Source organism: Mesorhizobium sp. W016, assembly GCF_054719485.1.
The window spans coordinates 3810245-3825445 of the sequence record NZ_JBTTIF010000002.1 but is presented as its reverse complement, the minus strand read 5'-3'; the positions used below and the strand labels follow the sequence as shown (position 1 = coordinate 3825445).

Here is a 15201-nt window from a genome sequence, read left to right as displayed (position 1 = left end):
GAGAACACGCACATGCTGATCTACATGCTCGCCACCGCAATGACCGTCGCCATGCTGATCGCCACCGCATTCGGATTGCATAGCGAGGCAGAGCGCGTCCGTGTCCGCACAAAGCGGTTCGAAGGTTTCGGCGCTCGCTGGCCCCACCGTCGCCCCTGATTTATTGCTAGTTTCTTGTTTGCGCCGGCCCATCGGGCCGGCGTTGTTGCTCAAACCTATTCGGTGCTGTCCGGTACGGCATCTCCGGCGCCGGCCTCAATGACACCCTCTTCGACATCCTCGTCGGCCTGCGGCTCCGAAATCCGTTCGACCGAAACCACCTTCTCGCCTTCGGCGGTGTTGAAGATGGTCACGCCCTTGGTGGCGCGGCTGGCGAAACGGATACCGTTGACCGGCACCCGGATGACCGTGCCGCCATCCGAAACCAGCATGATCTGGTCGTCATTGCCGACCGGGAAAGTCGCCACCAGCTGGCCGATCTCGGCCACCTTCGACACGTCGGTGGCGCGGATGCCTTTGCCGCCGCGTCCGGTCAGGCGGAAATCGTAGGATGACGAGCGCTTGCCGTAGCCATATTCGGTCACCGTCAGCACATACTGCTCATGCGCCTTGAGCTCTTCGTAACGGCTGTCGGAAAGCTCGGTCTCCTCGCCAATCTCCTCATTGGTGAGTGCAATCTCTTCTTCCTCGCCGGTCACCTCGGCGGCAAGCCGCCGCTCCAGTGCTGCCCGCTTGAGGTAGGCGGAGCGTTCCGCCGGCGAAGCATCGACATGCTCGATCACCGACATGGAGATGATGCGGTCGGTCTCGGCCATGCTTATGCCGCGCACGCCGACCGAATTGCGGCTCTGGAAGACGCGCACATCGCCAACGCGGAAGCGGATGCACTGGCCGGAGCTGGCGGTCAAAAGCACATCGTCATTGTCTGTGCAGGTCTCGACGCCGAGGATCTCGTCGCCCTCCTCCTCCAGCTTCATGGCGATCTTGCCATTGCGGTTGACCTGGACGAATTCGGACAGCTTGTTGCGGCGCACGGTGCCGCGCGTGGTGGCGAACATGACGTCGAGTTCGCCCCAGCTGGTCTCGTCCTCGGGCAGCGGCATGATGGTGGTGATGCGCTCGCCCTGCTCCAGCGGCAGCATGTTGATCAGCGCCTTGCCGCGCGACTGCGGATTGCCGATTGGCAGCCGCCAGACCTTTTCCTTGTAGACGATGCCGCGCGAGGAGAAGAACAGCACCGGCGTATGCGTGTTGGCGACGAACAGCCGGGTGACGAAATCCTCTTCCTTGGTCGACATGCCGGAGCGGCCCTTGCCGCCGCGGCGTTGCGCCCGGTAGAGCGACAGCGGCACGCGCTTGATGTAGCCGGAATGGCTGACGGTGACGACCATGTCCTCGCGCTGGATCAGATCCTCGTCTTCCATGTCGGCGCCGCCGTCGGTGAGCTCGGTGCGGCGCGGCGTGCCGAACTCGTCGCGCACGGCGGCAAGCTCGTCCTTGACGATCTGCTGGATGCGGGCGCGGGACGACAGAATGTCGAGGTAATCCTTGATCTCGTCGCCGATGGTGTTCAGCTCGTCGGCGATTTCGTCACGGCCGAGCGCAGTCAGGCGCTGCAGGCGCAGTTCGAGGATGGCGCGCGCCTGTTCCTCGGAGAGGTTGTAGGTGCCATCCTCATTGATGCGATGGCGCGGATCGTCGATAAGCAGAATCAATGACTCCACGTCCCCGGAGGGCCAGCGCCGCTCCATCAACTGCTCGCGCGCCGTCTGCGGATCGGGCGCGGTGCGGATCAGCTTGATCACTTCGTCGATGTTGGCGACGGCGATGGCGAGGCCGACCAGCACGTGGGCGCGGTCGCGCGCCTTGCGCAGCAGGAATTTCGTGCGCCGGCTAATCACCTCTTCGCGGAAGCTGACAAACGCCTTCAGCATGTCGGTCAGGTTCATCACTTCCGGCTTGCCGCCGTTCAGCGCCACCATATTGGCGCCGAAGGAGGTCTGCAGCGGCGTGAAGCGGTAAAGCTGGTTGAGAATGACGTCGGCGACAGCGTCGCGCTTCAGCTCGATGACGACGCGGTAGCCCTGGCGGTCGCTTTCGTCGCGAATGTCGGAAATGCCTTCGATGCGCTTGTCGCGCACCAGCTCGGCCATTTTCTCGATCATCGAGGCCTTGTTCACCTGGTACGGGACTTCCGTGATGATGATCGATTCACGGTCGTTGCCGCGCTGCTCGACATTGACCTTGCCGCGCATGACGATGGAGCCACGACCCGTCGCATAGGCGCTGTAGATGCCGGAACGGCCGAGCACGATGCCGCCGGTCGGGAAATCGGGACCCGGAATGATCTCCATCAGCGCCGGCAAATCGATCGCCGGATTGTCGATGATGGCGATGGCGCCGTTGCAGATCTCGGCCAGATTATGCGGCGGAATATTGGTGGCCATGCCGACGGCAATGCCGCCGGAACCGTTGACCAGAAGGTTGGGGAAGCGAGCCGGCAGCACCTTCGGCTCGGTGTCGGAGGCGTCATAAGTCTCCTGGAAATCGACAGTTTCCTTGTCGATGTCCTCCAGGAGTTCATGCGCGACCTTGGTCAGCCGCGATTCGGTGTAGCGCATCGCCGCCGGCGGATCGCCGTCGATGGAGCCGAAATTACCCTGCCCGTCGATCAGCGGAACGCGCAGCGACCAGTCCTGCGCCATGCGCACCAAGGCGTCGTAGATCGAGGCGTCGCCATGCGGATGGTATTTACCCATCACGTCGGCGACCGGGCGGGCCGACTTCACATATTTGCGGTTCCAGTGGTAACCGCTCTCATGCGCCGCATAGAGAATGCGGCGGTGCACCGGCTTCAGGCCGTCGCGCACATCGGGCAGCGCACGGCTGACGATCACGCTCATGGCATAAGAGAGGTAGGAGCTCTGCATCTCCTCGATGATGGAGATGGGCTCGATGCCGGTGGGGCCGCCGTCGGCGCCGCGCGGGGGTTTTTGGTCGGTCAAATCGGATCACAATCTAATCAGGAATCACTGACCGCTTATATAGGAAGCACGGCCGAAACTCCAATATTCGTGGTGCTTTTCCAATGACGATTTCAGTGGTAATTTCAAATGGATAAAGCTGATTGCGACGATTTGGCCATAACGCATTTCGCCGCCGCCAGGGCAAAAGCCTGCGATGGACCGTTTTCCAAGCCAAGAACGTATCAGGAGGCAGGCGGACGCATTAGCGGGTAGCCACCCGCCGGGCGCGATAGTCGCCAGGCGTTTCGCCCATGACGCGCCGGAAACGGCGGTTGAACGTCGACAAATCGTTGAAACCGGCCTCGAAGGCGATTGCCGAGATGGCATCGCCTGACATGCGCAGCCGCACCGCCGCGCGGTGCAGCCGGGTTCTCAGCAGAAACTGATAGGGCGTCATGCCGGCGACCTGCCGGAAGGTGCGCAGGAAATGATACGGGCTGGTCGCCGTCGCGCAGGCAAGCTCGGAAAGCGAGACCGGCCTGTCGGCATTGAGCTCGATCTGCCGCACCGCCTCGGCAACCCGTTTCTGGTCGCGGCGGCTCGGCGGTCGAACGCCAGGCACCGCATCGCTGGCCACAGGCAGTGCTGCGCCGGCAACAGCCAGTGCTGCGCCGGCAATTCGCAGGCCAAGCTCTTCAAAGGCGTCGATGTCGACCATCTCGCGCGCCGCTTCCGCCTCGGCCAGCAGCGATGCGAGCGCCGGCAAAGGCGGCAGATGCGGCACGCCGAAGGCGGGCTTGCTCGCGCCGGGCACGTCGCTGGCGATGCGGTCGAGATAGGCCGGTGCGAAGTGGAAGGACAGGCAACGGTCGCCGGCGCCATGCTCATGCCCGCATTCATAGCAGGCGCCGACATTGCCGAGCAGGATCGCGCCCGGCGCCAGCATGGCGGCGCCTTGCCTGGTGCGGTAGCGGAAGGTGCCGCTGGTGACAGCGGCAACGCAGAAGGTGTCGTGCGCCTCCTCGAATGGGCGGTCGCCGGCGCCGGCCGTGCACAGCACGTCACAGACATACCAACCCTGCCCCGATGCCAGGTTTTGTTGGCTCGTCGTCATGGCTTGAAAGATAGCAATTTTTCCCAAGCGCGACACCCTGCCGAGGCCTATCGCTTGCAGCCTCCTGACACAACGAAGGCAGCAAGTATGATCGGTACATCCTCCTTTGCCGAAGCGCTCCACAGCGACGGCCCCAATCCCGGCCTGGCTGAAAAGCTGGATCTCTACGGCCGCTTCGTCGGCGCCTGGACATTCGATGCCACGCGCCATCTCGAGGACGGCACGGTTCTCACCGGACGCGGCGAGGTGCATTTCGGCTGGGTCCTGGAAGGCAGGGCGATCCAGGACGTATGGATCCTGCCCGCGCGGGATGCCGGCCCCTCGCCCTCGCTCGGCAAATGGACTTTCCATGGCACAACGCTGCGGGCCTATGATCCCGGCTCGGATGCCTGGCACATCTTCTGGAGCGACCCGCGAAACCAATACTACAGCCGCCAGCTTGGTCGCGCCGAAGGCGACACGATTGTGCAGGTCGGCGCCGACGGCACTGGTTCCTCGGTCCGCTGGAGCTTTTCGCGCATCACGAAAGACAGCTTCCGCTGGCTCGGCGAGCGTTCGCACGACGATGGCAAGACATGGCGTCTCGAAGTCGAGTTCCTGGCGCGCCGCGTCGCCCACGACTGATGACGCAACATATTGCAAAAAGGTGACCAAAAGCATGCTTGACCATGTCTCGATCGGCGTCCGCGACACCAATTTTTCGAAGCCCTTCTACGATGCCGCGCTAAAGCCGCTCGGTTATTCCTGCCTCAGCCAGTCGCCAGGCTCACTGGGTTATGGTGCGCAAGCCGTCGCGCTGTGGGTGAACGACGCGGAGCGGCCAGTGCCATCGGACGAGAGGTCCGGTCTGCATTTCTGCTTTGCCGCGCCGACGAGGCAGAGTGTCGTCGCCTTCCATGCCGCCGCCTTGCGTGCAGGCGGCAGCGACAATGGCGCGCCGGGCCTGCGCGCCGACTATGGCGAGGACTATTACGCTGCCTTCATCGTCGATCCCGACGGCTATCGCCTGGAGGCCTGTTGCAACGCTGCCGCCTAACATAGCCGGCGTCTCCGGTATCGCCATCTCAGACGGTTCCCACCGGCCAGGCTTTGCTCTACCACTATCGTGGCGCAGGGGTCCGGCCCGGCGGGAGGGGTCAGCGATGCCGAGTTTCGACAGCCTGTTCAACGCCTTCGTCACCATTCTGGTGACCATCGACCCGCCAGGTCTCGCGCCGCTCTTCCTCGCGGTGACACGCGGCATGAACCGCGAGGAACGTCAGCAGGTTTCGGTGCGCGCCTCGATCATCGGCTTCCTGGTGATGGCGCTGTTTGCGGTGGCCGGGGCGTCCATCCTGTCGGTGTTCGGCATCACGTTGCCGGCTTTCCGCGTCGCCGGCGGGTTTTTGCTGTTCTTCATCGCGTTCGAAATGGTGTTTGAGCGCCGCCAGGACCGCAAGGAGAAGATCGGCGACGTCGCCATCACCAAGGACATGATCCACAACATCGCGGCCTTCCCGCTGGCGATCCCGCTGATCGCCGGCCCCGGTGCGATTTCGGCGACTGTGCTACTGTCGGGCTCTTTTCAGGGTTTTGCAGCACAAGCGGCGCTGGTCGGCATCATCTTCGTCTGCCTTGCCATCACCTATCTGGTGTTCGTGCTGTCGGAGCGCATCGACCGCATCCTCGGCCAGACCGGCCGCTCGATCCTCACCCGCCTGCTCGGCGTCATCCTGGCCGCGCTTGCGGTTCAGTTCGTCGCGGATGGGATCAAGGCGCTGATGGCGGGGTGAACGGCAGCCCCTGCTCCCTGCTCCCTGCTCCCTGCTCCCTGCTCCCTGCTCCCTGCTCCCTGCTCCCTGCTCCCTGCTCCCTGCTCCCTACTCCACCGCCGTATCGACGACCTCGAAATCGTGGGTGATGACAGCCGTCTTGGCCAGCATGGCCGAGGCCGAGCAGTATTTCTCGATCGACAGGTTGATGGCGCGCTGGACCTTGTCGCGCGACAGCGCGTGGCCCGTGACGATGAAATGCATGTGGATGCGGGTGAAGACTTTGGGGTCGGTTTCGGCCCGGTCGGCGTCGAGTTCTACAACACAGTCCTCGATCGCCTCGCGGCCTTTTTCGAGGATGTGGACGACATCATAGGCCGAGCAGCCGCCGGTGCCGATCAGCACCAGCTCCATCGGGCTCGGACCTGGCGTCTTGCCTTCCGGCCCGGGGGCGGTCCCCAGCACCAGTTTGTGGCCGCTGCCGGACTCGCCGACGAAGGTGCGCTCCTCGACCCATTTGATCCGTGCTTTCACGGCAATCTTCCTTTCAGAAAGCGTCACTGGCCGAAGACGACCGTGTGCATGATCCGCCCCGGCAGCAGCGTGAACACGCCGGCGCCGATCAGGGCGAAAACATACAGCGATATCATGACCCTGCGATGTTTCGCGACCCGATGCATATGCGCGTGCCAGACCGCCAGCGGCACGGCGATCAACACTAAAATCGACAAGAGATGGATCGGGCTGAACGGACCGACGAGGCGTATCTGCTGGATCCAGAAACTGGAGATGGCGACGACCAGCATCAGCGCCGCCCAGGTATAGCCGACGACACGATGACGCGTCGTGCCTTTCGGCAGCGCCAGTTGCGTAGCGCCAATGGCCAGCGCGGCAAGGGCCGCGAAGGCGTGCCATGGAATGGGAGGGCGCGCCGATAGAAGCGGTCCGAGCGACATCGCGCCCTCTCCTCAGATATCGCTGACTACCGTCAGCTCAGAACGGGATTTCGTCGTCCAGTTCGCGCGACGAGCCGCCGCCACCGCCGCCCTTGGAACCGCCGCCACCGCTATTGCCGCCGCGGTTGAAGCTCTCATTGGGGCCAGACTGGCCGAAATCCGAGCCACGGCTCGCGCCGCCGCCGCCGGCATAGTTGCCGACCTGACCGCCGCCCTCGCCGCGAGAATCGAGCATCTGCAGCTCGCCGCGGAATTTCTGCAGCACGACTTCGGTCGTGTACTTGTCGGCGCCGGTCTGGTCTTGCCATTTGCGTGTCTGCAGCTGGCCTTCGACGTAAACCTTCATGCCCTTCTTCAGGTACTGCTCGGCGACCTTGGCGATCTGGTCATTGAAAATGACCACGTTGTGCCATTCGGTCTTTTCCTTGCGCTCGCCGGAGTTCTTGTCGCGCCAGCTTTCCGACGTGGCGATGCGGATGTTGACGACCGGATCACCGGAATTCAGGCGGCGGATTTCAGGGTCCGCGCCGAGGTTACCGACCAGAATGACCTTGTTGACGCTACCCGCCATGACACTTCTCCGTGCTCATCCGAAACAAATTTCAAGTCGTTCACCTTACAGGCCGCGCACAATCCTGGCTTGCCGCGGCTGGCTTTTCCCACAAGGTTTTTGTTCCCTTTTCGTTCCTATACTGTTAACCACGGATTGTCAAGGAATGGCAGCAATCGCCGACGCGGGCGCGTGGATTTAGCTGACACGCAGGGGCGAGAAGCGGTGTCGTCAGCGCCGTTTTTTAGCTGGCCGCAACGGACCGAAAAAGCCGCTCCACTCCATGCCCGTGCCATGGGCGCGCTGTGCGATCACGGTTGGCGCCGACATCAGCCCGACTGCAGGTTCAGATTTCAGAGCCGGGTCATTCAGCAATTTCCCGATCGCGCGCCCGTGCCACCACACCTGAGCGACGAGCGCCGCTACCACCGCGATCAGGCCCCAGGTCCCCAATCCTTCGCCGAAGATGTAAATCCCGTGTGGCGGCGATAGCGCCGTACCCAGCTTGGCCAACAAGATCACGGCCACGAAACCGATGACGGCGATCGCTCCTATACCGAGTACGAGGCGGCGATAGAGCCTCAGAGCCTCGTTGAGGTTCTCGGCGGACGAAAGATCGACGTTGGAATTCATAAATACTACTCCTGCCTCGCGATGATCGGCCCATCTTGTTCCCCACGGCTTAGAGGCCCGGCAGGATCCAATCAATACGCGGCATTCAAAACACCCCTTGCCAAATCGATAAGTATCGACTTATGCTTTTGCCATGATCGAAGCAGAGATTTTTCGCGCCCTGGCCGACCCGACGCGACGCGCCGTCTACGAGCGGCTGACTTCCGGCGAGATGAGCGTGTCGGAGTTGCGCACCGGCATGAGCGTGTCGCAGCCGGCGGTGTCGCAGCACCTTGCCGTGCTGCGCGGCGCAGGCCTGGTCAGCGAAAGACGCGCCGGCCGCAACGCCTACTATCGCGCCGATCCGCAAGGGCTCGAGCCGCTGCTCGGCTGGATCGAACGCTACCGCGCATTCTGGCCGGAGCGCATCGAAAGACTGAAGGTCGTTTTGAAGGACATGGACCAATGACCGACGAAAAGCAGACGCAGACCGCCAAAGATGCCCTCGCCTTCGAATGCGATCTGCCGGACGCACCGGAAAAAGTGTGGCGGGCACTGACCGTGCCGGACCTCTTGGCGGAATGGATGATGCCGAACGACATCAATCCGGAAACCGGCAGCCGCTTTGCCTTTGCCGGGCCTGAGAAGCCGATCGAGTGCGAAGTGCTCGATGCCGAACCGGGGCGCCTGCTGCGCTATTCCTGGCGCGAGCGTTCCGGCGACGCCGACCGCGAGGAGCTGGGGAGCATCGTCACCTTCACACTCGCCCGCACCGTTTCCGGCGGCACGCATCTGCGCATCGTCCATGACGGGTTTGTCCTGACGCCTGCGGTCGCGATGGCCGGCGCCGGCTGCCGGCTCTGGCTGCGCGCATACAAGCCCAAACCGCCTGTCGCCGCCAACGCGCCACGCCTGTTGCTGCGCGCTGCCTGAACCGAAAAAAATCAAAACGGAGACAATGAGATGAGCGGCTTTGCCAATCTGGTGCCGATGGTGATCGAGCAATCGAGCCGCGGCGAACGCGCCTTCGACATTTTCTCGCGGCTGCTGCGCGAGCGCATCATCTTCGTCAATGGCGAGATCAATGACGGCATGTCGGCGCTGGTCTGCGCTCAGCTCCTGTCGCTGGAATCCGAAAACCCCGACAAGGAGATCTCGCTTTACATCAACTCGCCGGGCGGCGTGGTTACCAGCGGCTTCGCCATCTACGACACGATGCAATTTGTCAGTTGCCCGGTATCGACGGTGTGCATGGGCTTTGCCGCCTCGATGGCCTCGTTCCTGCTGATGGCGGGAACGCCGGGCCGGCGCATCGCGCTCCCCAACGCCAGCATCGTGCTGCACCAGCCTCTGGGCGGCTTCCAGGGCCAGGCCTCCGACATCCAGCGCCATGCCGAAGGCATTTTGCGCACCAAACGGCACATGACGGAACTGTATGCGCAACATTGCGGCCGCACCTATGAAGAGGTCGAACGCACGCTCGACCGCGATTTCTTCATGACCGCCAAGGAGGCCAAGGAGTGGGGCCTCGTCGACCATGTGTTCGACACCCGCAAAAAGGAGGCGGCCTGATCGGCGGATTGAATGCAGGCCGGTGTTCCCTCAATTTCAACGCCGCTGGTCTGGCCTCGCCTTGAGCGCGGCACTATAGTCTTGCCATGCGCTACCACCTGAACAGACTGACCATAGCCATTGCCATCACGGCGGCGACATCGAGCATGGCCTTTGCCGGGGGCAGCACCAGCACGTCGCGGAAAGGCGCCCTGCCCGGCGTGACCGGCGACTACCGCATCGCCAAGCCCGGGCCGCAGCCGGAGCCGGACGACGCGCTGCCTGCCGGCGAGAACGGCACGTTCAAGATCGGCGACACCCATGTCAGGATTTCCGGCAGCATCACTGTCGATGTCGGCACGGGTGGGATCAAGCCGCCGCGCCGGTAGCCCCTTCTCCCAGCTACTATACGGGAGAGAAAGCCTGCGCCGACGACTTCCTCGCAAAAGAACAGCCCCGCCGTTGCTTCCGCTAACGGTCGGGGCTTTTTTTGGATTCCAAATCCAAACTGCCGGTAGTGTTATACCGACTTTGATTTCGGATGCTTCGCGGCGTTCAGCCGACGATCCGACTAGCCGTCTCTGATTTTTGTGGGATTCGGCAGGTCACGGTTTGTCGGGTGGTTTGTTGGATTGTCGCGATGCGTCCATTTGGACACATACACTTCAATGCCTCGAAACTACCTGGCACTTATGCCCGCCGCGGCTCCACTAGCAGGTGGAGCCTCAAGGGACTATCCGGTGGCGTCATGCTCCGCTCCTATGTCCGTTGCGACTGGTGTCAATCCGAAGCACAAATCGCAAAAACCTGCGGCGTCTCGCAGGCCGCTATGGGCGGCGAGGCCATCAAAGACGGCCGGCTCCGTTGACTCCGGCAGAGTGCGCCCCTGATTCGACGGCGTCAACCTTGAATAGCCGGTTACGGAAAATGTGATCGCCGGGAGCTTACGTCAGGGTCAGTTTCTGAAACACCCTTGTCAGTTTCTGCACAGCTTTGTCAGGAGCGTGTTCGGTCTTTGTTCTTTCCGCTTGCCCGTTCGCGCGAAAGACGGTTAAACGGCTTTGGTCGAGAAGTGTGGCGTCTCTCGACGTGGCGGCAAAAATACCTACATAGGGAATGGCCGGGAAAACCCGCCGATCCCACTGACACCAGACCTGAGGCGGCGACCGGCGATGGCCGACCATAAATACCTTTCCATTCGCGGGGCACGCGAACACAACCTAAAGAATGTCGATCTCGACCTGCCGCGTGACAGCCTGATCGTCATGACCGGCCTGTCGGGCTCCGGCAAATCGTCGCTTGCTTTCGACACCATCTATGCCGAGGGCCAGCGCCGTTACGTCGAGAGCCTGTCGGCTTATGCGCGCCAGTTCCTCGAAATGATGCAGAAGCCGGATGTCGACCAGATCGACGGCCTGTCGCCGGCCATCTCGATCGAGCAGAAGACCACGTCGAAGAACCCGCGTTCGACGGTCGGCACCGTCACCGAGATCTACGACTACATGCGCTTGCTGTTCGCGCGCGTCGGCATCCCCTATTCGCCGGCGACCGGCCTGCCGATCGAAAGCCAGACGGTCAGCCAGATGGTCGACCGGGTGCTGGCGGTCGAGGAAGGCACGCGCCTTTTCCTGCTGGCGCCGATCGTGCGCGGCCGCAAGGGCGAATATCGCAAGGAACTGCTGGAGCTGCAGAAGAAGGGCTTTCAGCGCGTCAAGGTCGACGGCGTCTTCTACGAGATCGCCGACGTGCCGGCGCTGGACAAGAAGTACAAGCACGACATCGACGTCGTCGTCGACCGCATCGTCGTGCGCGGCGACCTGGCGACACGGCTTGCCGATTCCATCGAAACGGCGCTGAAGCTCGCCGAAGGGCTGGCGGTGGCCGAGTTCGCCGACCGGCCGCTCGACGCCAGCCAGACCGGCGAGGACTCGGTCAACAAATCGAAGAACGAGACGCATGAGCGCATCCTGTTCTCGGAAAAATTCGCCTGCCCGGTTTCCGGCTTCACCATTCCGGAGATCGAGCCCAGGCTGTTCTCGTTCAACAACCCGTTCGGCGCCTGCCCGACCTGCGACGGCCTCGGCAATCAGCGCGCCATCGACGCCAGCCTGATCGTGCCGGACGAAAACGTCTCGCTGCGCGACGGCGCCGTCAGCCCGTGGGCGAAATCGACCTCGCCCTATTATGCGCAGACGCTGGAAGCGCTGGGCAAAGCCTACGGCTTCAAGCTCGGCGACAAGTTCAAAGACCTGACCGAAGAGGCAAAGGATGCCGTCCTGCGTGGCACCGGCGAGCGCGAGGTCACCTTCCAATATGATGACGGCCTGCGCTCCTACAAGACCACCAAGACGTTCGAGGGCGTCATTCCCAATCTCGAACGGCGGTGGAAGGAAACCGAATCCGCCTGGATGCGCGAGGAGATCGAGCGCTTCATGTCGGCGACGCCCTGCCCGGTCTGCAAGGGATACCGGCTGAAGCCGGAAGCGCTGGCGGTGAAGATCGCCGGCAAGCATATCGGCGAAGTCACAGAGCTGTCGATCCGCAAGGCCGACCAGTGGTTCACCGAACTGCCGCCACATCTCAACGACCAGCAGAACGAGATCGCGGTGCGCGTTCTCAAGGAAATCCGTGACCGCCTGCGCTTCCTCAACGATGTCGGCCTCGACTATCTGACGCTGTCGCGCAATTCCGGCACGCTGTCGGGCGGCGAGAGCCAGCGCATAAGGCTGGCGTCGCAGATCGGCTCCGGCCTCACCGGCGTGCTCTATGTGCTGGACGAGCCGTCGATCGGCCTGCACCAACGCGACAATGCCCGCCTGCTCGACACGCTCAAGCATCTGCGCGACATCGGCAACACGGTGATCGTCGTCGAGCATGACGAAGACGCCATCCTGCATGCCGACTACGTCGTCGACATGGGTCCGGCCGCCGGCATCCATGGCGGAGAGATCATCGCCCAGGGCACGCCGCAGCAGGTGATGGCCAATCCTAATTCGATCACCGGTAAATATCTGTCGGGCGCGCTCGAAGTCGCCACGCCCGGTGTCAGGCGCGAGGCCAAGAAGAACCGCCGGCTGAAGATCGTCGGCGCGCGCGGCAACAATCTCAAGAACGTCACTGCCGAAATCCCGCTCGGCACCTTCACCGCCGTCACCGGCGTGTCTGGCGGCGGCAAATCGACCTTCCTGATCGAGACGCTGTTCAAGGCGGCGTCGCGCCGCATCATGGGCTCGCGCGAGCATCCGGCCGATCACGACCGCATCGAGGGCCTCGAATTCCTCGACAAGGTCATCGACATCGACCAGTCGCCGATCGGCCGCACACCGCGTTCGAACCCGGCCACCTACACCGGCGCCTTCACACCGATCCGCGACTGGTTCGCCGGCCTGCCCGAGGCCAAGGCCCGCGGCTATCAGCCGGGCCGCTTCTCCTTCAACGTCAAGGGCGGCCGCTGCGAGGCCTGCCAGGGCGACGGCGTCATCAAGATCGAGATGCACTTCCTGCCCGACGTCTACGTCACGTGCGACGTCTGCCATGGCAAGCGCTACAACCGCGAGACGCTGGATGTCGTGTTCAAGGGCAAGTCGATCGCGGACGTCTTGGACATGACGGTCGAGGAAGGTGTCGATTTCTTTGCCGCCGTGCCCGGCGTGCGCGACAAGCTCGACACGCTGAAGCAGGTCGGCCTCGGCTACATCCATATCGGCCAGCAGGCGACGACGCTGTCGGGCGGCGAGGCGCAGCGCATCAAGCTCGCCAAGGAATTGTCGCGCAAGGCGACCGGCAAGACGCTCTACATCCTCGACGAGCCGACCACCGGCCTGCACTTCCATGACGTCGCCAAGTTGCTGGAAGTGCTTCACGAACTGGTCGACCAGGGCAACACGGTGGTGGTCATCGAGCACAATCTCGAAGTCATCAAGACCGCCGACTGGGTGCTCGACCTCGGCCCCGAAGGCGGCGATGGCGGTGGCGAACTGGTGGCACAGGGCACACCGGAAGCCATCGTGCGCGAAAAGCGCAGCTACACCGGCCAGTTCCTGAAGGAGCTTTTGGAGCGGCGGCCCGGAGGCAAGCGCGAAGCGGCGGAGTAACTGACAGACCGGTCGGGCGCCTGGAGAGCTTTGAATGACAGTCCGACAGGCGCTTGCCGGTGATCTCGACGCAGTCGTCTCGCTGACGCAGACCGCCTATGAGCACTACACGCCCTTGTTAGGCGCGCCGCCGCTCCCAGTCACCGAGGACTATGCGCCACGCATCGAGCGTGGCGAGGTCTGGCTCTTGGAGAGCGGCGCGGAACTCGCCGGGCTGATCGTTATTGAGCGCCATCCCGATCATGCGATGATCTTCAGCGTCGCGGTCTCCCCCGCTTTCCAGGGCAGGAAACTCGGCACCGCGCTGCTCGACTTCGCCCAGGAACAGGCGCGGCTATGGGGTGTGCCGGAGGTGCGGCTCTACACCAATTCGCGCATGGAGCGGAACATCGAGATCTATACGGCCTATGGCTTCCACGAAACGGGCCGCCGAGCCAATCCCCACCGTCCCGGATGGACCGTGGTCGACATGATCAAACCGGTTGGAAAAATAGCCTGACCGCATTTTTAGAACTGGGAGGAAGACGATGATCAGCCAAGGAACAATCCGCGCCGGGATGGGCGGCTGGACTTTCGAACCCTGGGATACGTCCTTCTACCCGGACAAGCTTTCCAAGGCCAAACAGCTGAGTTACGCCACCCGCCAGGTACCGAGCATCGAGGTCAACGGCACCTACTATTCCAGCTTCAAGGAGCCGACCTTCGTCAAATGGGCGGGCGAGGCGCCGGACGGTTTCGTCTATTCGCTGAAGGGCAATCGCTTCGTCACCAACCGCCGCGTGCTTGGCGAAGCCGGCGAGTCCATGACGCGCTTCCTCGGCTCCGGCATTGCCGCGCTGGGCGACAAGCTGGGCCCGATCCTGTGGCAGTTCGCGCCGACGAAAAAGTTCGACGCCGACGATTTCGAGGCCTTCCTGAAGCTGCTGCCGGAAAAGCAGGATGGCGTGGCGCTGCGCCATGCGCTGGAAGTGCGCAACGACAGTTTCAGCGTGCCGGAATTTGTGGGCCTGGCGCGCAAATACAAGGCGGCAATCGTCTATGCCGACCATGCCAAATATCCTGGTATCGCCGACATCACCGGCGATTTTATCTATGCGCGGCTGCAGACCGGCAGCGACGACAATCCGGATTGCTATACGCCGAATGGCCTGGACGAATGGGCAGCGCGGGTGAAGACCTGGGCGCAAGGCAAGCAGCCGGCCGATCTGCGGCGCGCCGATCCGACTTTCGACGCGCCGGTGAAACCGCGCGATGTGTTCGTCTACTTCATCACCGAGGGCAAGGTGCGCGCGCCGTTCGGCGCCATGGCGCTGATGAAGCGGGTGAGCTGATCGGTTAAAGCGCGTCGCGCTGAAACGGATTCATACGACGCGATTTAAGTCTTTGTCTTGATGCATGCCGTTGTCCCAGAACCGCGGCACACTTCTGGGCGACATGCATTAGGAGCAATTCCAGGAAAAGTGTGGAACGGTTTTCCCGGGAAAGCGGTCAGCGCTTTCCCTTGAAAAGGGTTTCAACCCAGAATTGCTACGATGAACCGAAGCGTGATAGCTTATGCGCATCGTAACCTTATCGATACCTCCATCCTGCATAAATCCGGTGCGGGT

17 protein-coding genes are annotated in these 15201 nt (G+C 62.7%); 11 read left to right on the top strand and 6 right to left on the bottom strand.

Going from position 1 to position 15201, the window contains the following annotated elements:
• Positions 1-12: 12 nt before the first annotated feature.
• Positions 13-159, top strand: a complete 147-nt coding sequence (locus tag ACYG9V_RS18975) for a hypothetical protein (RefSeq protein WP_023670953.1) — start codon at positions 13-15, stop codon at positions 157-159.
• 56 nt (positions 160-215) lie between these two features.
• Here the strand turns inward: ACYG9V_RS18975 and gyrA are convergent, their stop codons facing one another.
• Entirely contained in the window at positions 216-3005 is a 2790-nt protein-coding gene (gene gyrA / locus ACYG9V_RS18970) for a DNA gyrase subunit A (RefSeq protein ID WP_023696506.1), read from the bottom strand.
• A gap of 223 nt (positions 3006-3228) precedes the next feature.
• Positions 3229-4080, bottom strand: coding sequence for a helix-turn-helix transcriptional regulator (locus ACYG9V_RS18965; RefSeq protein ID WP_352764594.1), 852 nt, complete (start codon positions 4078-4080; stop codon positions 3229-3231).
• Between the two features lie 87 nt (positions 4081-4167).
• On the opposite strand from ACYG9V_RS18965, the gene ACYG9V_RS18960 reads away from it, so the two are divergent.
• From ACYG9V_RS18960 to ACYG9V_RS18950, 3 genes are all read left to right on the top strand, one after another.
• The gene (locus ACYG9V_RS18960) at positions 4168-4704 is read left to right on the top strand and encodes a hypothetical protein (protein WP_352764590.1); all 537 of its coding nucleotides are present in this window, start codon (positions 4168-4170) and stop codon (positions 4702-4704) included.
• Positions 4705-4738: 34 nt separating this feature from the next.
• Entirely contained in the window at positions 4739-5116 is a 378-nt protein-coding gene (locus ACYG9V_RS18955) for a VOC family protein (protein ID WP_352764587.1), read from the top strand.
• A gap of 106 nt (positions 5117-5222) precedes the next feature.
• Entirely contained in the window at positions 5223-5852 is a 630-nt protein-coding gene (locus ACYG9V_RS18950; RefSeq protein WP_023670949.1) for a MarC family protein, read from the top strand.
• Between the two features lie 87 nt (positions 5853-5939).
• Here the strand turns inward: ACYG9V_RS18950 and ACYG9V_RS18945 are convergent, their stop codons facing one another.
• The 4 genes from ACYG9V_RS18945 to ACYG9V_RS18930 all read right to left on the bottom strand — a co-directional run bounded on the left by ACYG9V_RS18945 (position 5940) and on the right by ACYG9V_RS18930 (position 7970).
• Positions 5940-6365: an OsmC family protein gene (locus ACYG9V_RS18945; RefSeq protein WP_023706191.1), complete on the bottom strand. Its 426-nt coding sequence runs from the start codon at positions 6363-6365 to the stop codon at positions 5940-5942.
• A gap of 23 nt (positions 6366-6388) precedes the next feature.
• Entirely contained in the window at positions 6389-6787 is a 399-nt protein-coding gene (locus ACYG9V_RS18940; protein ID WP_023752202.1) for a DUF2306 domain-containing protein, read from the bottom strand.
• 37 nt (positions 6788-6824) lie between these two features.
• Entirely contained in the window at positions 6825-7358 is a 534-nt protein-coding gene (gene ssb, locus ACYG9V_RS18935; protein WP_023670946.1) for a single-stranded DNA-binding protein, read from the bottom strand.
• A gap of 210 nt (positions 7359-7568) precedes the next feature.
• Positions 7569-7970 carry an ABC transporter ATP-binding protein gene (locus tag ACYG9V_RS18930; RefSeq protein ID WP_352764585.1) on the bottom strand — a complete coding sequence of 134 codons (402 nt, stop codon included), beginning with the start codon at positions 7968-7970 and terminating at the stop codon, positions 7569-7571.
• Between the two features lie 133 nt (positions 7971-8103).
• Here ACYG9V_RS18930 and ACYG9V_RS18925 point away from each other — a divergent pair, with 133 nt between their 5' ends.
• From ACYG9V_RS18925 to ACYG9V_RS18895, 7 genes are all read left to right on the top strand, one after another.
• Positions 8104-8418, top strand: a complete 315-nt coding sequence (locus ACYG9V_RS18925) for an ArsR/SmtB family transcription factor (protein ID WP_023706188.1) — start codon at positions 8104-8106, stop codon at positions 8416-8418.
• Entirely contained in the window at positions 8415-8882 is a 468-nt protein-coding gene (locus ACYG9V_RS18920) for an SRPBCC family protein (RefSeq protein WP_352764583.1), read from the top strand. Before ACYG9V_RS18925 ends, ACYG9V_RS18920 begins: the two co-directional genes overlap by 4 nt.
• 30 nt (positions 8883-8912) lie before the next feature.
• Positions 8913-9521 (top strand): ATP-dependent Clp protease proteolytic subunit, encoded by a 609-nt coding sequence (locus ACYG9V_RS18915; protein ID WP_023693387.1) that lies wholly within the window; start codon positions 8913-8915, stop codon positions 9519-9521.
• A 146-nt stretch (positions 9522-9667) separates the two neighbouring features.
• A complete protein-coding gene (locus tag ACYG9V_RS18910) occupies positions 9668-9889 on the top strand; it encodes a hypothetical protein (RefSeq protein ID WP_352764638.1) in 222 nt (73 codons plus the stop codon).
• 783 nt (positions 9890-10672) lie between these two features.
• On the top strand, positions 10673-13594 hold the full coding sequence (gene uvrA / locus ACYG9V_RS18905; RefSeq protein ID WP_023670940.1) for an excinuclease ABC subunit UvrA: 2922 nt from the start codon (positions 10673-10675) through the stop codon (positions 13592-13594).
• Between the two features lie 34 nt (positions 13595-13628).
• Positions 13629-14093, top strand: a complete 465-nt coding sequence (locus ACYG9V_RS18900; protein WP_023706185.1) for a GNAT family N-acetyltransferase — start codon at positions 13629-13631, stop codon at positions 14091-14093.
• A gap of 28 nt (positions 14094-14121) precedes the next feature.
• Positions 14122-14925 carry a DUF72 domain-containing protein gene (locus ACYG9V_RS18895; RefSeq protein WP_023693383.1) on the top strand — a complete coding sequence of 268 codons (804 nt, stop codon included), beginning with the start codon at positions 14122-14124 and terminating at the stop codon, positions 14923-14925.
• Positions 14926-15201: the final 276 nt, after the last annotated feature.